Source organism: Sutcliffiella cohnii (assembly GCF_002250055.1).
Taxonomy (GTDB): domain Bacteria; phylum Bacillota; class Bacilli; order Bacillales; family Bacillaceae_I; genus Sutcliffiella; species Sutcliffiella cohnii.
The window spans coordinates 1,601,786-1,620,589 of the sequence record NZ_CP018866.1 but is presented as its reverse complement, the minus strand read 5'-3'; the positions used below and the strand labels follow the sequence as shown (position 1 = coordinate 1,620,589).

Below are 18,804 nucleotides of genomic sequence, written 5' to 3'. Positions count from 1 at the left end.
ATGGGGCCAAAATATGCATTATTAAATGCATATTTTGGAGTATCTTACCACTAATGTTCATTTTACAATGTCAACATGTTCAACTTGTGACACTTCATTTTTATAGACGATCTTAACCCTCACTAATAATGACAGTTTTTGTATTTTAGGGATAACCCAACACTTTCCCTTTTACAAATTCAATTGGTATTGGACCATATTGCTTACTATCAATCCCTCTCCACCACAAGTCACCCGAAACAAATATATGACCATCAGGAACAGTTATTTTCTCCAACTGAAATTCGCTCTCGTAATCATTGCTACGAATATTATTCGTTCCGTTTCCGTAGAAAGTGTCTAATTTTTTGCCATCGATGTAAAATTGGCCATCCTTTATTTCTACAGATTCACCTGGAAGAGCAATAACTCGGTTAAGTGGTTCCTCTAAAGCTTCGTATTGTACGAGCTCATAATATTCTTTTGGCTGTTCATGATAAACAACATCCCCACGTTGGATTTCTTCGTTATCATAAAAAGATGGATCAATAACAATATCCCTAAGTAGATAGTTATATGGATTGTCTCCTCTTTCCATGTTGTCACTTCGATAATATATAGTAATCATTCCATCTTTCATTTCTACTTTTTCTAACTTTTCTTTTGTATACGAATCAGTTATTGTTTTGTTTGTTAGTGCGGAAGAGCAAGCTGTTAAAAGGATAATAGATAAAATTAGTAATAGTTTTTTTATTAGATTTGTCAATTTTCTGACAATTATTAACTGTTTTTTAACTGCATTAAGCTTACCCAAAGAAAATCCTCTCCAAATATGTTATCTGGTTGAGCGATTCTTTTCATTCTTCTAAAATCTTTAATAATAAAATCTTCCTCAAATATTTCTTTTAGTCTTTCTTCCGTATAACCGATGCCGCCTTTTAAGCTTCCTTCTCGATAAACCTCCCAATCTGGCGTATCAAGTGCACCTTCTGTATTGAAGCAAACAATTCCAAAATGTCCGTCCTTTTTAAGTGCTTTCTTCACAATGTCTACATATGATAACCGGCGATGAGGTGCGAGATGATGGAACATACCCGAATCGTAAATAAAATCATAGGAATGAGGTTCAAATTCAAATTCAAACAAAGAAACACCACGGAAGTCAATCTTTACAGCTTCTTCATCCGCTCTCTCTTTTGCCCATTCAATTGCTTTATCTGAAATATCGATTGCGTCAACATTACATCCATGTCTAGCCAAATAAATCGCGTTTCTCCCAGGTCCACAACCTATTTCTAATACCTTTTTAGGTACTAGCCCATTAAGAAAATATTCTACTAAATTCTCATCCGGTCCTTTCACCTTAAAAAAAGGGATATCCTTTGTCCTATCCTCATAAAAACCATCCCAAAATTGTTTAGGCTCTCTTAATAAATGATCCAACATATCTAGTAAATCTTCATAATTTAAAATCCTTTTCTCCACGTGGTTCCCCTCCTAAAATAACGCTACTAATAGTTTACTAAAATTAGGGTGAATCCTTGTTACAACAACGTTAAGATAGGGTTAAAACGTAATATGTAAAGAAGAGAAAACACCTGTAGAAATAGCATTATAACTGTTTATTTTCATCCCTATATACTGGATAAACTCTTTTTAATACTAGTACATTTATTTTAGGGAAATTCCTGTATCTCCTTCTGTAATCATTATTAGGGTAATATCATTATCGCTCCTTTGGATTTGTTTGTAATATTTGTAACAGTTTTGTTACACTTCCACACTTAATAATGCTAGTACCCATGGAAATCCCTATGATAGTGCAATTAACAAACATAATAAAAAGGTAAAGCCTGATAAAGGTGTCATAACTAATTTCTCTTTCTTACTCCTTGAAATAAGATTTGCTATTGTATTTACACCAAGGAATATTGTAATTACCCACAGTAATATATTCGTAGGTAAAAAATCAAAACCAATGATGACATTAGCATGTTGTAGAATAACAAAGCCCATAAATAATAGGACGAAAGCATTTATCAAACTGGCAATACGTAATTTTTTCGGTAATACCTTATAATATCCACCCATAGCAAATTCCCCGATCGGATAACCAAGTGATAGAAGTACTTGAAAAACAGCAACGACCACAAACATAATAGATACAATGATCGACAACGTATAAATAAGATCCTCTAACATACATTACCTCCTAATTCTTTTTCCCGTAGTTGTTTACCTAAAGGCCTATTTTCTTCTTTAACGAACAGCCGTCATATAGCGATTATATAATGTATCACATCTTGCTGAGAGTTCTAAATATAACGCTCTTACTTTGGCTTCTTGACATAACTTTAAATAGCTTTCGCTTCTTATAACATCAATTAATGGCTTCACCGTTAAGTAATACATTTCATCGTTATTATTATCTAACGTTTTCTTATATTCTTTTAAAATAGCAACATACTTTTTATTCATTATCCTAAATTCACTTTTAGCTTTTTCTTGTTGATAGAATACTTGAATCTCACTTGCGAAGGCTGTACCAGTTGAAAAAGAAAGGGAGCTTGCATTCGAGTAGTAACGTAGTTCACCATTATATAATTTTTTTGATATACGAAAAACATGCCAGTTCTTTACCTCATTGTACTGTTTTCCTAGCACTTGATGCTCATTTGAAACAAAACTACATTTATTATCTATAATAAAATCAAAAAGCGACGCATTCTTCTTTGCATCAAAGACAGTTGTAATTGAACACCAAACTAAATAATTAGTGTCCAACTTTCCTAGCACACAAACTTCTTTATCAGGACTAACATATACATCAAAGTACATTTCCTTACCATCCAAGCGGTAATTAGGTGTGACTTGATTTTCTTCGTTTACTAAATTTATTGGGTGCATGTTTACCTCCTAGTAGTTACTATCGTAAAACCCTCTCTTAATCCCTGTAAACTTCGTATCTTAATTAAAGTTTATACAGAGCTCTATAGATTTACTTTAAAATCAAACTACCATTAAAGTTTCTAAAATCCTCTATAACTTCTTTATGGTGGTTTTCCCAAAACTGGTTAGAACATGGAGGGATATTATCTAGTGAAAAAAATCCAGTATTTTGACTTTCATCAGAATGCTCTAGAATTTCACCTTTCCATTCATCAACTAGAAACACAAATTCGAACATTTGATATTCATCTCCAAATTCATTCTTCATTGACTTATGAGGGCCAGTATATATTGCCATCAGTGTTGCACTAACTACATTAATACCTGTTTCTTCTTTCACTTCCCTTTTCAAAGTTTCATAAATGGACTCGTCAAGTTCCATAGAGCCTGCTGGCATTCCCCATCTATTTTGACCTTTTCTTTCAATAAAAAGAACTTTTCCTTCTTCATCTTGAATGATCGCTCGAACAGAAGGATGGATTAGTTTTTGATGACCGATCATTTTTCTTATTTGTCCTACATATGAATCGTTCCAGCTTTTATTTGACAACTATATCCCTCGATTCATTTTAAATTGTTAAATAATGCATTAAACGAACAGGTATTGTATCTTATCGGCTACCTCACTAGGTTTAACATCAATAGATGATAGTTCTTCAACCTCGACCCACATAGGAATATAATTACCTTTCTTCTTATCCATATATTCTTCAGCTTGACCTGTACCAAAAGTTCCACCAACGATATCACATAAAAAGAAATACTGCTTCCCGAAATAATCAATTTCAGCAATACATTCATTAACGACCACATTAATGCCTAACTCTTCATAAGCTTCTCTTTTTGTTGCTTCTCCAGGTGTTTCACCTTTTTCTATACCTCCACCTGGAAAAACATAATAAGTTAACCCATCTTTTACTCTTTTAATTAGAGCAACTTTTTTATTATGGATAAGAACCGCAGAACCTCTATCTCTCATATCAACCACTCTTTCTATCGAAACCACCCTTTAACTATTTAGCATTTTTACCTAATAATCGGCTTTTCCTTATTGGCTAGTAAATCATCAAAAAATTCCTGATGGTCAACAAAAAGGTTTTCAGGTAAGTTATTAATCGGAAAAAAAGTATTTTTCAAAGACTCTTCGTTACTTTTTACCAACTCCCCATCATAATCGTTACAAGTAAATAATACTAGAACCATATAAACTTGGTCTCCATTAGAAAAGGTTTTTTCATATTTAGGACCTGAATACAATCCGAATAAATTAAGCTCACCTAAACGTAGCCCAGTTTCCTCGAATACTTCTCTTCTTGCAGTTTCTTGTACCGTTTCCCCTAGTTCCATAAATCCTCCGGGAAGGCCCCAACTTCCGCTATCCGTCCGTTGTTGTAATAACAAACGATTATCTTTATCGAATACGAACGCCCCAGCAACTACCATAATTACTTTTTCTTGACCAACTAATGATCTAATATGTTTTATGTAATCCATTTTTATTCTCCTCATAGCTATTTCGCTTGGAAAAAGCCACCGCACAACACATTAATTTGCGGTAACCACGTTTTTATTTGCGATAGCCATCACTTTATTTGCGATAATCCATTTTTATTTGCGGTAATACGCCTTTATTTGCGGTACCACACCTTTTATTTGCGATAGCACGCCTTTATTTGCGGTAACCACCCTTCTATTTGCGATAGCTACCCCACGCTCCCTATATATACAACCCATCCATATACAAATTCGTAAGATGCGTAATCACATCATCCATCAAGTAATCGTTCTCTCCCTTAACATAGTCCCACATGAACATTTCGTTTGCGTAGAACCAGCCGCGAGCTACTAACTTCGGTTTAAACGCCGGTGCTGCCAACCCATTATTCTGTACGTACTGAATGTCAACCGAAATCCTTTCGATAAAGCGTTCCCGGATACTGTTCCATTGTGACTCGATTTCAGGAGAGCTACCGATTGCCTCTTTGACTACTTTCATCATCGCTTCTTCTTCAACCGCACATGTTAAAAATAACCGGACTTGCTCCGAAATTAGTTGACGGGCTTCTTGCTTCGTCCTAGGTTGATAGGATCGCTCCGCAACTTGATAGAACTTTTCCATCACTTCTTCCATTAAAACTATTAGAAGGTCATCTTTATTTTTAAAATACACATAGGCTGTCCCATATCCGGTATTAGCGCGTTTAATAATTTGTGAGATTGTCGCTTTTTGAAAGCCATTTTCTAAAAAGATTTCTTTTCCGGCCTTTAGAAGCTTTTCACGCGTTTGGATCGCTTGGCGTTCCCTCGCAGACAGTTCTTTCTCCACTCTTCTACACTCCCATTTCCAACTTATTACTCCCCATTTTACAAGGTCTTTCCTTGTTTTACAATAAGTTGACACAATGTCATTGACGTAGTGTCAACGAGCATATACAATTCAAATTAATAAGAGAAACATGAAGAGGAGGAACGTAAATGCAAGAACATGACAACGTTTACACAAAAGCATATGCCATACAGCTTGACCAACATGATAATCTTGCCCATTTTCGCAAGGAGTTTTACATCAAAGAAAATAGCATATACTTAGACGGAAATTCACTTGGTTTGCTATCGAAGCGGGCCGAAAAATCGGTTTTAAACCTTTTAGAATCATGGAAACAGCTCGGTATTGACGGCTGGACTCAAGGTGAAAATCCTTGGTTTTATTTATCAGAAGAGCTTGGTCAAAAAATGGCTCCACTAGTTGGTGGCAAGTCTGAGGAAGTGATTGTGACTGGATCAACAACCGTTAATCTTCATCAATTAGTGAGTACCTTCTATCAACCTCAAGGAAACAAAACGAAAATTTTAGCGGACGATTTGAATTTTCCGAGTGATATTTATGCGCTACAAAGCCAGCTTCTCCTTAAAGGCTTTGATCCTGAAGAGCATTTAATTCAAGTAAAGAGTCGAGATGGACATACGCTACTAGAAGACGACATTATCGAAGCAATGACCGAAGAAATTGCACTCATTCTTCTTCCAGGTGTGTTGTACCGAAGTGGCCAAATTTTAGATATGAAGCGATTGACTACCGAAGCGCATAAGCGAGGAATTGTAATTGGCTTTGATTTGTGCCACTCCATCGGCTCCATCCCACATCAGCTGAGTGATTGGGAGGCTGATTTTGCTTTTTGGTGTAATTACAAGCATTTGAATGGCGGTCCCGGCGGGGTTGGTGGTTTATATGTAAATCAAAAACATCTCGGCCAAAAACCTGGTCTTGCAGGTTGGTTTAGCTCCCGCAAGGATAAACAGTTTGACATGGAACATACGTTAACTCCAGCAGAGGATGCAGGTGCGTTCCAAATTGGGACACCGCATGTATTGAGCGTTGCACCAATCATTGGCTCACTTGAAATTTTTGCGGAAGCTGGAATAAAAAACATACGAAGAAAATCACTCCAACTCACGCAATATATGATGGACTTAATCCAACATGAATTAAGAGTTTTCGAGTTTACGATACAAAATCCACTAGAGGACGAAAAGCGCGGCGGACACCTTTATATAGAGCACAAAGAAGCGGCGAGAATTTGCAAAGCATTAAAAGCGGAAGGCATTGTCCCAGATTTTCGTAATCCGAATGGCATTCGCTTAGCACCTGTCGCGCTTTATAACACGTTTGAGGAAGTGTGGAATAGCGTGCAAATCCTCAAAACGATAATGGTAGAAGAACGGTATATGCAATTTAAAAATGAACGGGAGGTAGTTGCCTAATGAAATGGATCGATATTTCGCAGCCTTTGGATGAGACACTTGCTCATTGGCCAGGCGACACTCCTTTTAGTTATAAACTAACGTATACAAAGGAACAAACAGGCTCCGTTAATATTGGGCAAATGACGATGAGTCTCCACTCGGGTACTCATGTTGATGCCCCGTTTCATTTTCATAATGATGGGGAGAAAATTTTAGATCTAGAGCTCGATGTTTTTATCGGCAAAGCACGTGTAGTAGATCTCTCTTCCTTTGAAAAAATTGATGAGGTTGCCCTTAGCCAAGTTGACTTAGATGGGGTTACCCGCTTGCTTGTGAAAACGTCCGTCCCTAATCGGCCAAATCATTTTCCAAACAGCATTCCATATGTAACAGCGGATGGAGCTGCTTACTTGAGTTCAAAAGGCGTTCGGCTAATCGGGGTCGACGTCCCATCAGTGGATGCTCTTGATAGTAAAGAATTAGAAGGCCATCATGCTTTACACCGCCATCAAATATATATATTAGAAAATCTAATGCTCGACCGTGTCGCAGAAGGTGAATACGAACTGATTGCCTTGCCTTTAGCCCTTAAAGATGCAGATGGAAGTCCTGTTCGTGCTGTCATTCGACCAATGAAGGAGGCGTAACGATGACTGATTATCAAAATAAAGCAACTACTAATGAAAAAGGAATTCACACTGATTTTAAAAACAATATGACGTACGGAGAATATTTACAATTAGATGACTTGCTCTCTAGTCAGGACCGTCTATCTGACCATCACGATGAAATGCTTTTTATCATCATCCACCAAGTAAGCGAACTATGGATGAAGTTAATATTACATGAAACGAACGCAGCGATTGAATCTATTCAAGCAGATGACCTTCCGACTTCGTTTAAGCGACTAGCACGTGTCTCTAAAATTCAATCACAAATTATCCAGGCGTGGGATGTTCTTTCCACCTTAACTCCTTCTGAATATATGGAATTTCGCGATTCACTTGGGCAAGCTTCAGGATTCCAGTCGTATCAGTACCGTCTAATCGAATTTGCTCTTGGCTACAAAACTGGTCATATTTTAAAAATTTACGAAAAAGACGCCAATCTTCATCAAGTGCTGGAGAAAGCTTACCATGCACCTAGTATATACGACGTGTCAATTCAAGCGCTTGCGAGAGCCGGACTGCCAATCAATCCTGACTTACTCACACGTGATTTTTCAAAGCCATATAAAGAAGACGATACTGTTCGCAATGCATGGCTCACTGTTTACCGAAATACGAATCAATATTGGAATTTATACCAACTTGGAGAAAAGCTTGTAGACATTGAAGATTGGTTGCAGCAATGGCGCTTCCGTCACATGAAAACGGTCGAGCGCATTATCGGTTTTAAAGTAGGGACTGGTGGCTCCTCGGGAGTAAACTACTTGAAAAAAGTATTAGATCAACGTTTCTTCCCAGAACTTTGGGATTTACGAACAGAAATCTAACTATTAGTCTCCCCTCCTTTTTAAAAGAAGGAGGGGCTGAACTAACCTAAATCTAAGTCTTCTCGATTAGGTGCCATTGGCGGTTGCTCCATCCAATCATTTTGAATCATAATATCCGCTCCAGATTTAATGTATAATGAAACATCCGCTATACAACGTGCATAAATCGCACCGATATCTGTTCTTCCATTAAGAGATGATCCTTTTCCATACGACCTTATTTTCATTGAAAACATATCTATTTTGTGAGCCAACATTATTTTATCCGAAAAAACTTTTGTCGTTGAGTCTGTAACTAAATGATCTATTAAAGTTGGTGCAGGCAAATCACTGTCATTTAATATATTTGTAAGTAACTCAATGTGCTTTTTATTAATATTTTTACCACGTTCTAAAAACTCTTTTACCTTTTTATCTTGAGTACCTTGATAAAAGCCAATAATAAGCGCCTTACTAGTAACATCGTTATTTAGATTATCGAATATATGGGCCACCTCTAATGCATGAGGTGCTCTTTTTTTCCCTAAAAAACCACCGCTAGAAAAACTTTTATTTTTCACAAATTGTACTTCTTCTGGCATAGGGGTACCCGGTGCATTCATTAAAAGACCTTTTGCCGTTAAAATTTCTTTTGTCATTGTCAACAATTTGACAGTCTCCTGAAGACATCTAACATAAAACTCATTTATATCTTTTCTCGTTACAACTGAAATTGCCGAACTATAGATACTCATTCCAACTTTTCCAGTGTATTGCAAATAATAAAGATAAAACTCATCCTTAAACAATCTCGGCGCATCAAGATTTACATCTTCTTCTGTAAAACCAACCGGGATAGGAAAGTTCTCTTCGTTGAAAATGTGAGTTATTTCTTTTATGTAGTTGTTTGTAATAGTCCACGCGTATTCTAAAACACTTTGTATATCAGGGTCTTCTATATGCCTCCTATAATAACTAAGGATGCATTTACCCATTGTATTTCCCATATAGGTTACCCAGAGCTTTCCCATTTCAGCTAAAGTTAAATTGGGTTTTTCCATACTCATCCTTGCACATTCCACTCATAGCATTTTCCTTATAATTCCCTATATCATAATAAGAAATACTGAATGGAATGTTTCTCAAACTAAAATTAATGGCAATTACAATAATAATGGAGTGAATATTGAATTAAAGAGAGAAACTAAAACAACTTTGGCATGAAAAGTGGAGGATTTTTTGTTATGGTGCAATTGGGAATTTTTTTTGGCATTATACTATTTGTATTTTGCTTACTTAATTACAAAACGGATTGGGTGATGGAGCTGGATAATCAAATGTTCCCCATTTTAGAGCCTTTTCAGTGGCTAGTTTGGTTTGATTATCTTGGAAGAGGAGCTTTTATTACTGCTGGGGCAATTATTTTAATTATTTTTCTACTGAAGAAAAGAAGAATGTTTGCAAGTATTACTGTATTCATGACGGTTGGCGGAGCTCTATTTTTAACGGAGTGGATAAAAGCGGTTGTCAAACGGGAACGTCCCCCGTTCGAGCATGGCCAAGACGGGTTTAGTTTTATTAGTGGCCATGCGATGTATGCTGTTATTTTTTATTTACTCACTTGCTATATGATTGTGGAAGTGGGAGGTTATAAAAGGCACAAATATTATATCTATGCAATTGGAATATTGCTATCGATATTAATTGGAATAAGTCGCGTGGTGGAAAAGGCACATTATTTCACAGATTTCCTTGGAGGGTTCGGTTTAGGCTTAGCCATAACTCTTTTAGCGATACACTATTATAAGAGAACGAGGATGAAACAATCACCCCACACTCTCTCTTAACTTAACCATGTTGTACCATTGTGTTCCCCCATGTTGTGATTTACTCATGCCATGGTTAACAAAACCTAATTTCTCATAGAAAGAAACTAATTCGCCTTTACACGTTAACGTGATGCCTTCCCTTTCATATTCTTCTACCAGTTCTCCCATTTTCCCCATCAACATTTTAGCAATTCCTTGTTTCCTGACCTTCTTGGAAACAGCTATTCCTAATACACTCTGAAATCCTCCTCTATTCGGATTCTGTTTGATTTTCGCAAAAAGGTCATCAGTTATGTAAGGCTTATTAATGACAGGTCCATTAATATAACCTATGATTTCCCCTGCCTTTTCTGCGACAATGAATGTATCAGATATTAAACGAATCCTCTCCACAAAAGCTTCTCTCGTGGCAGCTTCTTCTTTCGAAAACCCTTCGTTCTCAATCTTTAACAACTGTTCTAAGTCTGTAGATTGAACATTTCTAAAAGAAATCATACTCTCTATACCCCCTCTCCTATCCATCGGTTGAACACTATTGTTTATTTTTTTCTTCCAGTAGTTCTATAATTCTCTTATTTTGTTTTGAATGCTCTCTTAACAAACTAATAATTGTACTTATTCCAATAATAACAATCAGCATCAATACCCACATTTACTTTCCCTCCCATAGCTATGAAATACCCTAGTACAAAATCGTTAAGTTTGTGGCTTGTCTACTCATCAATAGGAACATCGAGGTTGTTGTCTATGAACCTTTGAACTATTTTTTCAAAATTTAATTCTTTTAAATGTAATTAAAGTAAAATAATGCATAAAGGTTCCAAAGCATATGTAGTACTAGTGAGGGATATATTGATTTGAATTTCATATTCAAAAAACCATAAACTAGCCCGTGAATACCAGGGTGTATCATGTTGTCGAAATGCATTATCCCAAAAATAAACGAAGTTGCAAATAATGCTATCCATTTATTAAACTTTGATTGTAAGTAACCCTGTATTAAAACACGGTAAATAATTTCTTCCATTATAGGTCTAATAACAACCAATCCAATAGAAAATAATATTAGTTTGTACAATGTTCTATCTGGAACCGTGTAATGCGGATGAGTTAAATAGTACCATGTTGTAGCTAAGTCTATTCCTCTACCATAGTAAATAGCTGCAAAAATGTAAAATGATATTACGCAAAGAAATAATGCTAAATAGAAGGAACCTTTTTTAAACACAATTGGATTAAAGGATTTACTGATAGTTAATCTTACATCTTTAAAAAGAGTTAAGACAAAAATAAATAGGACAAATGCGATAATATTTGAATAAAACCCCTCAAATAAAGGTGTCCAAAATGCAAAAGCCAATATCAAGTAATGTAATAAAATGAAATATATAATATTTTTACCTTTTAATGTATCCATTTTTCCCCCTTAAAATAAAACAACAAATCGTGATAATCTTTGCAACCTCCGTTTTAAACGAATGTGGAAGTTATTGACGTTTTGATATGATAGATCGCATTAACATCACTCCAAAAAATATAACAGCATAACAATTTTAACATAAAATTCCTATTCACTTTTTACTAATTTTTCAAACTTGAAAAATAGTCCTTTCCTTTCTTTACAACAGTTCTTTTTTATATCAAAAACAGTTTAAGAATGGAAAAGACGATCCATTCTGATCGCCTTTATTATTTATAGGGTTATAAAAATCACTTATGTTCAATAATTAAAATTGTGTTGTCTTCTATTTTAGGGATACATCTTTTAAGGTTGTAACTAGTCCTGCTTGAAGTTTCATCTACTTTAATGGCACTACAAGTTGTATGAATAATTTCTTTTTGACCAAAACCATCTCTTGTTGAGTCAATTTTCACCTTTATTGCTTCTTTATCAAAATCATAATCATAAAGTATAGGAGCACCTTCAGTTGTATACCTAACAACTCTGATACTATCCTCTATCCCTTGTTCTACATTTAGAAAAAATTCATCAAATCTTTCTTTATTTTCTAGCTCACCATGTATATCAACTATATCTTCTGGAACTTTAATATATGGAAGGGGAATATTATCAGGATACATATAAATATCTGTTGACTTTTGTTCACCCGTACAACCAGATATAAATAGAAGCCCAAGAAATAAAACGAGAAAAACGTTTATTGTTTTCAAGGTCAATCACCTCTTTTTCGATTAGTCTCGTAAAAAAGTTGTATTAGTCCTTATATTTTATCGCAATAGCTAAAGCTCCCCAATTTTTTTCTTGCTCTGGTGTATATATCTCATATGTACCATCCATCATTTCTTGCATTGTCCAACCTTCACAATCAAAATCTTGAAAAGGAATATCTTCATACATCGCTTGAAACGAATCGTATATTTTCAGATTCACAACTTGTGCTTGTAATGTTTCATCTTGTTCAGGAACTCTAGTAAATTCAATCGTATCTCCAACTTTTATCTTTCTTCTTTTCTCATCGTTTAAACGTACTTCAATCTTCTTCTTACCCTCTTTAATTGATTGAAAATACTCTCCGTACAACCCCATTTGATGTATCACTCTCACTTCCCCCTTCCCTCTTCTGCATACTCTAAAAATTTTACTAAAAAAACATAATTCATTTGTTCGCTGAAACAGTTTTATATAGATTTTTGTAAAGAAATAAAACTTCCTTCTTTGATTGATTTGGAGCTGGAGAATTTAAAATACTAAACTCAATATGAACTGTTCACCAATAGGACCAATTCTTCTAATTCCCGTATCCCGAAATCCAACTTTCAAATATAGTTGTTGAGCAGCTATATTTCTGTGATTAACCGCTAATACGATTTCTTTACAATTTGGAAATTCATTCGCAATAAAATCCCTTAGTAACAACATTGCTTTCTTCGCATAACCTTTTCCTTGTTGAGTCTGGTCTATAGATAATGCTGTTAGTAACATAGCTTTGGGATTGTCTGAGTATTCTTTCACTCTTTCAGTTGAATGCAATAAGAAGAATCCAACTGGTTCCTTATCATTAAGTATAACGATCCTTTGCTGGCCCTCTGTTACTACCTTATAATTAATTGGCAACGACGTGAATTGAACTTGCTCTTCAGGAAGTCGAAAAGAATTCAAAGTATCCATATATTCATCTGAAAAATGTCTTAATTCCAAGTAATCGATTTTCTCCATTTTATCCCTCCTATTTTCAAACTAACCTAAGAACATACGTCTGCATAAGTACATAACACATCTCTAATCTACCTCGCTTCAACAAGAAAAGGTGAATACCACTGTTAAGTTTTCGCACCCTGGTAGATTTCACAAACTACCCAAAAATTTGCGCAGCAATTCCGTATAATGTCTTGTTTCTAGGTGGCATATTAACAGAATTGAGTACCATTATTGGTGGTTGACTTACATTAACAAATCCACTTTTCTCAAGTAGCAACATAAACTCCTCATTACCTGATGGGACATCAATTCTTAGTTTCCCATGATGCTTTGAAGACAATTTATCTATTAATAATGATGCAGTTTGGAGGTCTGGTGCTACAATAGGACCTAATAGGAGATTAACTGGTCCTAAAATAGAAAGTCCATATCCCACTATTGTTCCATTATTATCTTTTACAACTAAACACTTTTCTGATTGTTTTATTCTATTCATAAGAAAACGGCTTCTTCTGTCTCCAAAGGCGTTCTCATCTAGCTTTAGTATTTCATTCATATCGACTCCACTAAAATCTTCCATGATAACAGCACTGTTATTCATCGGTTTGGAAATAGTTATATAGTTCTCACATATATATTTATGAACAGAATCAACAGTATGAAAGCCCATTTTCTCATAGAGGGGTTTTCCTTCTTCTGTTGCAATTAGCATAATAGTAGTGTCTTTAGAAACACTTTCTATACATTTCTTCGTAGTCTCTTTTCCTAACCCAAAACCTCTAAATTCTTTATTAACAATAACCATACCAATTGAAGCTAGAGAACTATCATAAGGAATTAATGCAGCACTAGAAACAATTTTTCCTTCCGCATTTTTATGTCCAAATATTTTACCTGACGACAAAACAGTCCCAATTTCTTTTTCATCATAATCCCATCCAACTGATGCAGACAGCTCGATTAATCCTGGAACATCACATTTATCAAATTGGACTAATTCTAATATTGGTTTGTTGTATGTGGCCATTAAAGTTTCTCCTTCTTACGAACAGCTTTTTAATAATCCTATGTAAAATTTCAATTAATAAAGTATATTTTATGAATACACTATAAGATAAAAAGCTCTACTCCTACCGAAAATAATGCTCTCCGTTAGAAAACTCATAAATTCTTAGTGAAAAAACATAATTCATGTGTTTGTTGAAATCCAACTTTTTTATATAGATTTATAGCAGTTTGATTGCTAGAATTGACGCAAAGATTAATAGATTCGATGCTTTCAATAGTGAAAAGCCATTTTAAAGCAACAGTTAATAGTTTTTGCCCTATTCCTTTTCCCCTCTCACTTTCATGAACAGCAAAAAATTCAATACTCGCTTCTCCATAGTCTGGCTCTGCTTCTACATAAATATAACCGGATAATTGACCGTCATTTTCGATTACGAATACTTTCCTATCATCATTTAGTCGGTTAATAATTTGTTGACCGCTATAATAAGTATTAGGAAAAGATTGATCATGCAGCTGTTTCATTTCTGTGTAAAACCTTTCCCCTAGTTCTAACATAGGAATCTCTTCTAATTCCTTCACTCTACTGCGGTTATAATTCAATATCGTTTGATCACTATGTTTATTAAATGATAGCTCTTTCGCAAGCTGAAGAACTTGTTTATTTTCTTTATTTGGAAACATACTAATAGAGTTTATTTCATCAGGAAGTAATTCTATCATTCTCTTCCATAAGCTATTAACAATGTTCCACTTGTCTTCCTTAATAAAAGGTCCCCATACTTCAGCACTATTACTCTCAAGATCCGAATCAAATCCTATAACACCAATTAATTCGCCTTCATCATACACAGTCAAAAAGCTGTTATTATAAGCAATATCTGTGATGTCTTCTCTTATTGAATGGGCAATTTCTAACCGATCTTTGCCACAATATCCAATATGAGATTGTTCGATACTGTTCAGTTCTGATATGAAACTAGCAACAATATCAACTTCGGAATCTTTCATTAGTTCTATTTTTGTCATGACCTAATCCCCCAGTTTGTGATTCGTAGTTCTCTATTACTTCAACAGTTAATGGTAAACTTGGGTTCTACTTCTTGAAGAAACTCACCATTTATCACAACCATCACTTGATTTTATCTTCTAATTCTTTCACTCTTTTCTCTAATGTTTTCGACCTTTTTTCCGCTTCATATGCGCTATAAAACGCTCCTGAAGCAAGGGCGAATGCTGCCAGAACCCAATACCAATCCACGATTTTTCCCCCTAATATTATTTTTTAATTGCATGAACTTACAACTCCAACATACTCTCCAAATTGCTCTTCACTTGCAACCATTCTTTGTCAATTATACTGTAAAACACAGTGTCTCTAAAATACCCGTCATGCATAATCATATGATTTCGATGTACCCCTTCTTTAACCCCACCAATCCGCTCAATTGCTTGTTGTGACCTAACATTTCGACTGTCTGTTTTGATTTGAACACGAATGGTACCAAGTGTTTCAAAGCAGTGTTTCAATAGAAGATATTTGCATTCTGTATTAATTCTAGTTCGCCAAACAGTTGGAGACAGCCACGTCCACCCAATTTCCAAGTTACGGTTTGGTATGGAAATGTTAAGAAAACGAGTGCTTCCCACAATTTCCCCCGAATCCTTATCGATGATAACAAAAGGGAATTCACTTCCTTGCTCTCTCGCTTGAAGTGCTCCCGTCACAAGATTTTTCATATCTTCAATCGATCGAACATTCATTGACATGTATGCCCATATATTAGGATTGTTCCCCGCCTCAAACAACTCCTGTACGTGATGAAGTTCCATAGGTTGTATCTTTACTCTATCTCCTGATAGTACTACTGGTGTTATTTCCATAATAGTTCTCTCCTTTATTAAAATACTTAAGTTGAATAACCTCACAATTTTAACGGTTGTTAAGTAATTTTCGGATGTTGTTAAATATATTTGCGAAGTTGTTAAGTAATTTTCCATTGCTGTTAAGTAAATTTGCGAAGTTGTTAAGTAATTTTCTAATGCTGTTAAGTAAATTTGAAAAGTTGTTAAGTAATTTTCCATTGCTGTTAAGTAAATTTGCGAAGTTGTTAAGTAATTTTCTAATGCTGTTAAGTAAATTTGAAAAGTTGTTAAGTAATCTTCGTTTTTTATAACTTTCTCTTCAAAACCCCTTTGCTGTTCGTTCAGACATACGAAAAGTTCCAAGTACAACAACCTTTTCTGCACTAAACATCAATGCAAATCCCCCATTTATTATTAATTCGATACTAATTCAACAAAAACAGGCACTAATCCTGCTAAGATCGGTGCCTGTTCTCGTTCTGATATTGAAAATCCCTCTACTCTAGATTCAACAGAGTCACTCATAATACCCGTTCGATTCGGGCAAATCCCTATATTCCTCTTTTGAAGATACTACCTTATGAATGTAGTCTTCTAGTTTCACTAATGCCAAAGCATCTTCCGTATAATCACAAAAACTCATGTAGGAAAAGCTTTTCGTTTCTCCATTCATTTGAATGTACCACTGAGAAATGGAAGGAGGCTCCGTTTCACACCCCTCTTCTTTTTCAAGCTCCAACTCATTCATGACACCTATCTTCATCATCTCATCATATATTGCTTGTTTTTCGTCCGAAGTGAGTGAAATATTAGCCTCGATGGTCCCATCCTCCACAAGGTCTTTCACAACAATATCTTGAAAAGTATCTATTTTTTGTTTTCCATATGTTCCATAAGTAAGACTGAAGTGAAAGTCCTCTGGCATCACTTCATTATTGTTATCTTGCATCATATGAAATTCCTCTAGCACCTCTTCACTGTTGTTATCTTGCAGCGTATTACAACCCGGAATAAATATTAAAATAATAATAAGAATTGAAAAGTGCAATATGTTCTTATGAACGTTATTCATATCAATTTCCCCCTTTAACCTTTGACGCATTCAAAGATTAAAAGTTACTCCAATTCTATTAAAAAATTTAGGTCAAGATATGTATTCTATTCTTTCTACTCCTGTTTTAACTTTTCATTGTTTTGAACATATATCTTCTTTAAAGTTATGTTAATACTAGTCAAACCTAAAAAAATAAACCATAACATAAAAAAAGTCACAATTTCTCCAGTGAAAAAGGATAAAAATCCTAAAATGATAAAACTAATCCTATACCACCAATTAAGCATACCTGGTTAACACCTCCGATTTATTCCACTTCTATTCACGCCTCAAACGCGTCCAACTATATATTCCTAACGACATTTCTAAAACATCCAAAATCTTACAAATAATAGTTTACCAATTTACATGATAATAAACAACAAAATCGGTTTAGTTTTCTCAAAATAAACACTATTGCGATTTTACAAAAACTTCCTAATGTATTATTATTTTAATAAGACAAAATATGGGAGGAAGCTAAATGGGTTATCTGATTATTTCCATTCCAGTAGAAACAATGTTTATCATTTCCCTTTCACTTTTAGTTCTAGCGTTTACCTTAAATAAAATAGTAACAAAAATAACAGGTGCACCGTTGGACACTTGGCAAATTATTGTACCGATACTAAAGGCTTTTGGGATATTTTTTCTTATTATGGGCTTACTAAAATTCTAGCAAGGAGTTAGATAATGAAAATAGTAAACTATGTAGTGATATTCATGTTCGTTTTGTTGCTTTCAGCTTGCGAGGAAACTGTTGATACAGAAATAAAAGAAGAAGTAGAAGTAAGTGAAGGCGTTTTTACTGTTGCCCATGAAACTTTCGAGCAGACTTTCGAAATTATCCCGCTATATGAGAATTTCCATGAGTACATTGAAAAAAGTGAAATAGAAGATACAAATTTGCGGTTCTTGTATTTAGAAACTGTGTTTCTCCCATCCTGGGACAAGTGTTTTAAAGATGGTGAATATCTAGATTTAATGAACAACTACATACAAAATCCTCCCACTAACATACACGACACAAAAAGAATTGTTAATGAAATGATGAATGCCAATCTTGAAGTAGTTGTGCAAGCAGCATTGAAGAAATCATCTGACATACTCCCAGGTCCTGATACTACAGTTTGTATCCTTCCCTACAATCAAAACGCTGGTGGTGTAGCATTAAATGTAGGGGCAGGGAAGATCGTCATCTTTTATAACAAACAATTTTATAATACAGAAAATACCTTAGCCGGTACAGTGGCACACGAATACCATCACAGCGTTTGGACAGATGAACATTATTCAGGTGAACCTATGACACTATTAGATTATTTAATATTTGAAGGTCGAGCGGAAAGTTTTAAACGTATCCTTTATCCAGAGGCAAGTATTTTCACCGTATCGCCACAACAAGAAGAAGCGAACTGGAATAAAATTGAGAGAGAATCGGATTCAACTAACTACGAATATAATCAACAAGTGATATTTGGAGGAGGAGGATTTCCGAGACTTTACGGTTATGCTATTGGATTTAATATAATGCAAGACTTTTTGGAGAATAATCCCGATGCAACGATTGAGGAATGGACAGCACTATCACCGGAAGAGATCTTAGAAAAAAGTAATTATGTGGATCGTTTTAGATAGATTTGGATTTTCCTATTTAAGCATAGTAAACAACAACGGTAGGACTTTACATTGTAAAGTCCTT

Annotated in this window: 25 protein-coding genes; 6 read left to right on the top strand and 19 right to left on the bottom strand. The window is 35.0% G+C overall.

What is annotated here, in order from left to right; translation table 11 throughout:
* Positions 1 to 145 precede the first annotated feature (145 nt).
* The 8 genes from lepB to BC6307_RS07730 form a co-directional block, all read right to left on the bottom strand.
* A complete protein-coding gene (lepB, locus tag BC6307_RS07765; RefSeq protein ID WP_066411627.1) occupies positions 146 to 793 on the bottom strand; it encodes a signal peptidase I in 648 nt (215 codons plus the stop codon).
* Positions 760 to 1,464 (bottom strand): class I SAM-dependent methyltransferase, encoded by a 705-nt coding sequence (locus BC6307_RS07760; protein ID WP_066411629.1) that lies wholly within the window; start codon positions 1,462 to 1,464, stop codon positions 760 to 762. The genes lepB and BC6307_RS07760 overlap by 34 nt, the downstream gene beginning before the upstream one ends.
* A gap of 327 nt (positions 1,465 to 1,791) precedes the next feature.
* Positions 1,792 to 2,181, bottom strand: coding sequence for a hypothetical protein (locus BC6307_RS07755; RefSeq protein WP_066411631.1), 390 nt, complete (start codon positions 2,179 to 2,181; stop codon positions 1,792 to 1,794).
* 57 nt (positions 2,182 to 2,238) lie between these two features.
* Positions 2,239 to 2,886, bottom strand: a complete 648-nt coding sequence (locus tag BC6307_RS07750; RefSeq protein ID WP_066411633.1) for a hypothetical protein — start codon at positions 2,884 to 2,886, stop codon at positions 2,239 to 2,241.
* A 91-nt stretch (positions 2,887 to 2,977) separates the two neighbouring features.
* Positions 2,978 to 3,478, bottom strand: a complete 501-nt coding sequence (locus tag BC6307_RS07745; RefSeq protein WP_066411635.1) for an NUDIX domain-containing protein — start codon at positions 3,476 to 3,478, stop codon at positions 2,978 to 2,980.
* A gap of 39 nt (positions 3,479 to 3,517) precedes the next feature.
* Positions 3,518 to 3,907 (bottom strand): NUDIX hydrolase, encoded by a 390-nt coding sequence (locus tag BC6307_RS07740; protein ID WP_066411637.1) that lies wholly within the window; start codon positions 3,905 to 3,907, stop codon positions 3,518 to 3,520.
* A gap of 47 nt (positions 3,908 to 3,954) precedes the next feature.
* A complete protein-coding gene (locus tag BC6307_RS07735; RefSeq protein ID WP_066411639.1) occupies positions 3,955 to 4,422 on the bottom strand; it encodes an NUDIX hydrolase in 468 nt (155 codons plus the stop codon).
* 223 nt (positions 4,423 to 4,645) lie between these two features.
* Complete coding sequence (locus tag BC6307_RS07730; protein WP_066411642.1) at positions 4,646 to 5,254, bottom strand: TetR/AcrR family transcriptional regulator; 609 nt, start codon at positions 5,252 to 5,254, stop codon at positions 4,646 to 4,648.
* Positions 5,255 to 5,403: 149 nt separating this feature from the next.
* Between BC6307_RS07730 and kynU the strand changes: the two genes are divergently transcribed.
* Genes kynU through kynA form a run of 3 tightly spaced genes read left to right on the top strand, consistent with a single transcriptional unit; the run spans position 5,404 to position 8,167 of the window.
* Positions 5,404 to 6,690, top strand: coding sequence for a kynureninase (kynU, locus tag BC6307_RS07725; protein ID WP_066411644.1), 1,287 nt, complete (start codon positions 5,404 to 5,406; stop codon positions 6,688 to 6,690).
* Positions 6,690 to 7,319 carry an arylformamidase gene (kynB, locus tag BC6307_RS07720; RefSeq protein WP_066411645.1) on the top strand — a complete coding sequence of 210 codons (630 nt, stop codon included), beginning with the start codon at positions 6,690 to 6,692 and terminating at the stop codon, positions 7,317 to 7,319. The genes kynU and kynB overlap by 1 nt, the downstream gene beginning before the upstream one ends.
* A 2-nt stretch (positions 7,320 to 7,321) precedes the next feature.
* Positions 7,322 to 8,167 (top strand): tryptophan 2,3-dioxygenase, encoded by an 846-nt coding sequence (kynA, locus tag BC6307_RS07715; RefSeq protein WP_066411647.1) that lies wholly within the window; start codon positions 7,322 to 7,324, stop codon positions 8,165 to 8,167.
* 41 nt (positions 8,168 to 8,208) lie between these two features.
* Here kynA and BC6307_RS07710 read toward each other — a convergent pair whose 3' ends face one another.
* Entirely contained in the window at positions 8,209 to 9,213 is a 1,005-nt protein-coding gene (locus BC6307_RS07710) for a DUF3231 family protein (RefSeq protein WP_066411649.1), read from the bottom strand.
* A 177-nt stretch (positions 9,214 to 9,390) separates the two neighbouring features.
* On the opposite strand from BC6307_RS07710, the gene BC6307_RS07705 reads away from it, so the two are divergent.
* Positions 9,391 to 9,993: a phosphatase PAP2 family protein gene (locus tag BC6307_RS07705; RefSeq protein ID WP_066411652.1), complete on the top strand. Its 603-nt coding sequence runs from the start codon at positions 9,391 to 9,393 to the stop codon at positions 9,991 to 9,993.
* Here BC6307_RS07705 and BC6307_RS07700 read toward each other — a convergent pair.
* The 10 genes from BC6307_RS07700 to BC6307_RS07660 all read right to left on the bottom strand — a co-directional run bounded on the left by BC6307_RS07700 (position 9,973) and on the right by BC6307_RS07660 (position 17,081).
* The gene (locus tag BC6307_RS07700; RefSeq protein WP_084380143.1) at positions 9,973 to 10,470 is read right to left on the bottom strand and encodes a GNAT family N-acetyltransferase; all 498 of its coding nucleotides are present in this window, start codon (positions 10,468 to 10,470) and stop codon (positions 9,973 to 9,975) included. The two genes, BC6307_RS07705 and BC6307_RS07700, sit on opposite strands and share 21 nt — an antisense overlap.
* A 289-nt stretch (positions 10,471 to 10,759) precedes the next feature.
* Positions 10,760 to 11,392, bottom strand: a complete 633-nt coding sequence (locus tag BC6307_RS07695; protein ID WP_066411654.1) for a CPBP family intramembrane glutamic endopeptidase — start codon at positions 11,390 to 11,392, stop codon at positions 10,760 to 10,762.
* Between the two features lie 293 nt (positions 11,393 to 11,685).
* Positions 11,686 to 12,147, bottom strand: coding sequence for a DUF4362 domain-containing protein (locus BC6307_RS07690; protein WP_066411656.1), 462 nt, complete (start codon positions 12,145 to 12,147; stop codon positions 11,686 to 11,688).
* Between the two features lie 43 nt (positions 12,148 to 12,190).
* Positions 12,191 to 12,523 (bottom strand): ASCH domain-containing protein, encoded by a 333-nt coding sequence (locus BC6307_RS07685; RefSeq protein WP_425319497.1) that lies wholly within the window; start codon positions 12,521 to 12,523, stop codon positions 12,191 to 12,193.
* A 153-nt stretch (positions 12,524 to 12,676) separates the two neighbouring features.
* Positions 12,677 to 13,153 carry a GNAT family N-acetyltransferase gene (locus BC6307_RS07680; protein ID WP_066411659.1) on the bottom strand — a complete coding sequence of 159 codons (477 nt, stop codon included), beginning with the start codon at positions 13,151 to 13,153 and terminating at the stop codon, positions 12,677 to 12,679.
* Positions 13,154 to 13,289: 136 nt separating this feature from the next.
* Complete coding sequence (locus tag BC6307_RS07675; protein WP_066411661.1) at positions 13,290 to 14,162, bottom strand: GNAT family N-acetyltransferase; 873 nt, start codon at positions 14,160 to 14,162, stop codon at positions 13,290 to 13,292.
* A gap of 134 nt (positions 14,163 to 14,296) precedes the next feature.
* Positions 14,297 to 15,172: a GNAT family N-acetyltransferase gene (locus BC6307_RS07670; protein ID WP_066411664.1), complete on the bottom strand. Its 876-nt coding sequence runs from the start codon at positions 15,170 to 15,172 to the stop codon at positions 14,297 to 14,299.
* Positions 15,173 to 15,275: 103 nt separating this feature from the next.
* Complete coding sequence (locus BC6307_RS25515; RefSeq protein ID WP_268874252.1) at positions 15,276 to 15,404, bottom strand: hypothetical protein; 129 nt, start codon at positions 15,402 to 15,404, stop codon at positions 15,276 to 15,278.
* A 38-nt stretch (positions 15,405 to 15,442) separates the two neighbouring features.
* Positions 15,443 to 16,372: a GNAT family N-acetyltransferase gene (locus tag BC6307_RS25630; protein ID WP_342351655.1), complete on the bottom strand. Its 930-nt coding sequence runs from the start codon at positions 16,370 to 16,372 to the stop codon at positions 15,443 to 15,445.
* 154 nt (positions 16,373 to 16,526) lie between these two features.
* Complete coding sequence (locus tag BC6307_RS07660) at positions 16,527 to 17,081, bottom strand: hypothetical protein (protein ID WP_066416980.1); 555 nt, start codon at positions 17,079 to 17,081, stop codon at positions 16,527 to 16,529.
* Positions 17,082 to 17,586: 505 nt separating this feature from the next.
* Between BC6307_RS07660 and BC6307_RS07655 the strand changes: the two genes are divergently transcribed.
* Both BC6307_RS07655 and BC6307_RS07650 read left to right on the top strand, forming a co-directional pair.
* Positions 17,587 to 17,781, top strand: a complete 195-nt coding sequence (locus BC6307_RS07655; protein WP_066416979.1) for a hypothetical protein — start codon at positions 17,587 to 17,589, stop codon at positions 17,779 to 17,781.
* A gap of 14 nt (positions 17,782 to 17,795) precedes the next feature.
* Positions 17,796 to 18,740 (top strand): DUF2268 domain-containing putative Zn-dependent protease, encoded by a 945-nt coding sequence (locus BC6307_RS07650; RefSeq protein ID WP_066416977.1) that lies wholly within the window; start codon positions 17,796 to 17,798, stop codon positions 18,738 to 18,740.
* The last annotated feature ends 64 nt before the right edge of the window (positions 18,741 to 18,804 follow it).

Bases quoted from the DNA above. Each gene is read 5' to 3' on its own strand.
- BC6307_RS07755 (WP_066411631.1), bottom strand. From the start codon at position 2,181: ATGTTAGAGGATCTTATTTATACGTTGTCGATCATTGTATCTATTATG.
- BC6307_RS07750 (WP_066411633.1), bottom strand. From the start codon at position 2,886: ATGCACCCAATAAATTTAGTAAACGAAGAAAATCAAGTCACACCTAAT.
- BC6307_RS07740 (WP_066411637.1), bottom strand. From the start codon at position 3,907: ATGAGAGATAGAGGTTCTGCGGTTCTTATCCATAATAAAAAAGTTGCT.
- BC6307_RS07735 (WP_066411639.1), bottom strand. From the start codon at position 4,422: ATGGATTACATAAAACATATTAGATCATTAGTTGGTCAAGAAAAAGTA.
- kynU (WP_066411644.1), top strand. From the start codon at position 5,404: ATGCAAGAACATGACAACGTTTACACAAAAGCATATGCCATACAGCTT.
- kynB (WP_066411645.1), top strand. From the start codon at position 6,690: ATGAAATGGATCGATATTTCGCAGCCTTTGGATGAGACACTTGCTCAT.
- kynA (WP_066411647.1), top strand. From the start codon at position 7,322: ATGACTGATTATCAAAATAAAGCAACTACTAATGAAAAAGGAATTCAC.
- BC6307_RS07710 (WP_066411649.1), bottom strand. From the start codon at position 9,213: ATGAGTATGGAAAAACCCAATTTAACTTTAGCTGAAATGGGAAAGCTC.
- BC6307_RS07705 (WP_066411652.1), top strand. From the start codon at position 9,391: ATGGTGCAATTGGGAATTTTTTTTGGCATTATACTATTTGTATTTTGC.
- BC6307_RS07700 (WP_084380143.1), bottom strand. From the start codon at position 10,470: ATGATTTCTTTTAGAAATGTTCAATCTACAGACTTAGAACAGTTGTTA.
- BC6307_RS07695 (WP_066411654.1), bottom strand. From the start codon at position 11,392: ATGGATACATTAAAAGGTAAAAATATTATATATTTCATTTTATTACAT.
- BC6307_RS07685 (WP_425319497.1), bottom strand. From the start codon at position 12,523: ATGGGGTTGTACGGAGAGTATTTTCAATCAATTAAAGAGGGTAAGAAG.
- BC6307_RS07680 (WP_066411659.1), bottom strand. From the start codon at position 13,153: ATGGAGAAAATCGATTACTTGGAATTAAGACATTTTTCAGATGAATAT.
- BC6307_RS07675 (WP_066411661.1), bottom strand. From the start codon at position 14,162: ATGGCCACATACAACAAACCAATATTAGAATTAGTCCAATTTGATAAA.
- BC6307_RS07670 (WP_066411664.1), bottom strand. From the start codon at position 15,172: ATGACAAAAATAGAACTAATGAAAGATTCCGAAGTTGATATTGTTGCT.
- BC6307_RS07660 (WP_066416980.1), bottom strand. From the start codon at position 17,081: ATGAATAACGTTCATAAGAACATATTGCACTTTTCAATTCTTATTATT.
- BC6307_RS07655 (WP_066416979.1), top strand. From the start codon at position 17,587: ATGGGTTATCTGATTATTTCCATTCCAGTAGAAACAATGTTTATCATT.
- BC6307_RS07650 (WP_066416977.1), top strand. From the start codon at position 17,796: ATGAAAATAGTAAACTATGTAGTGATATTCATGTTCGTTTTGTTGCTT.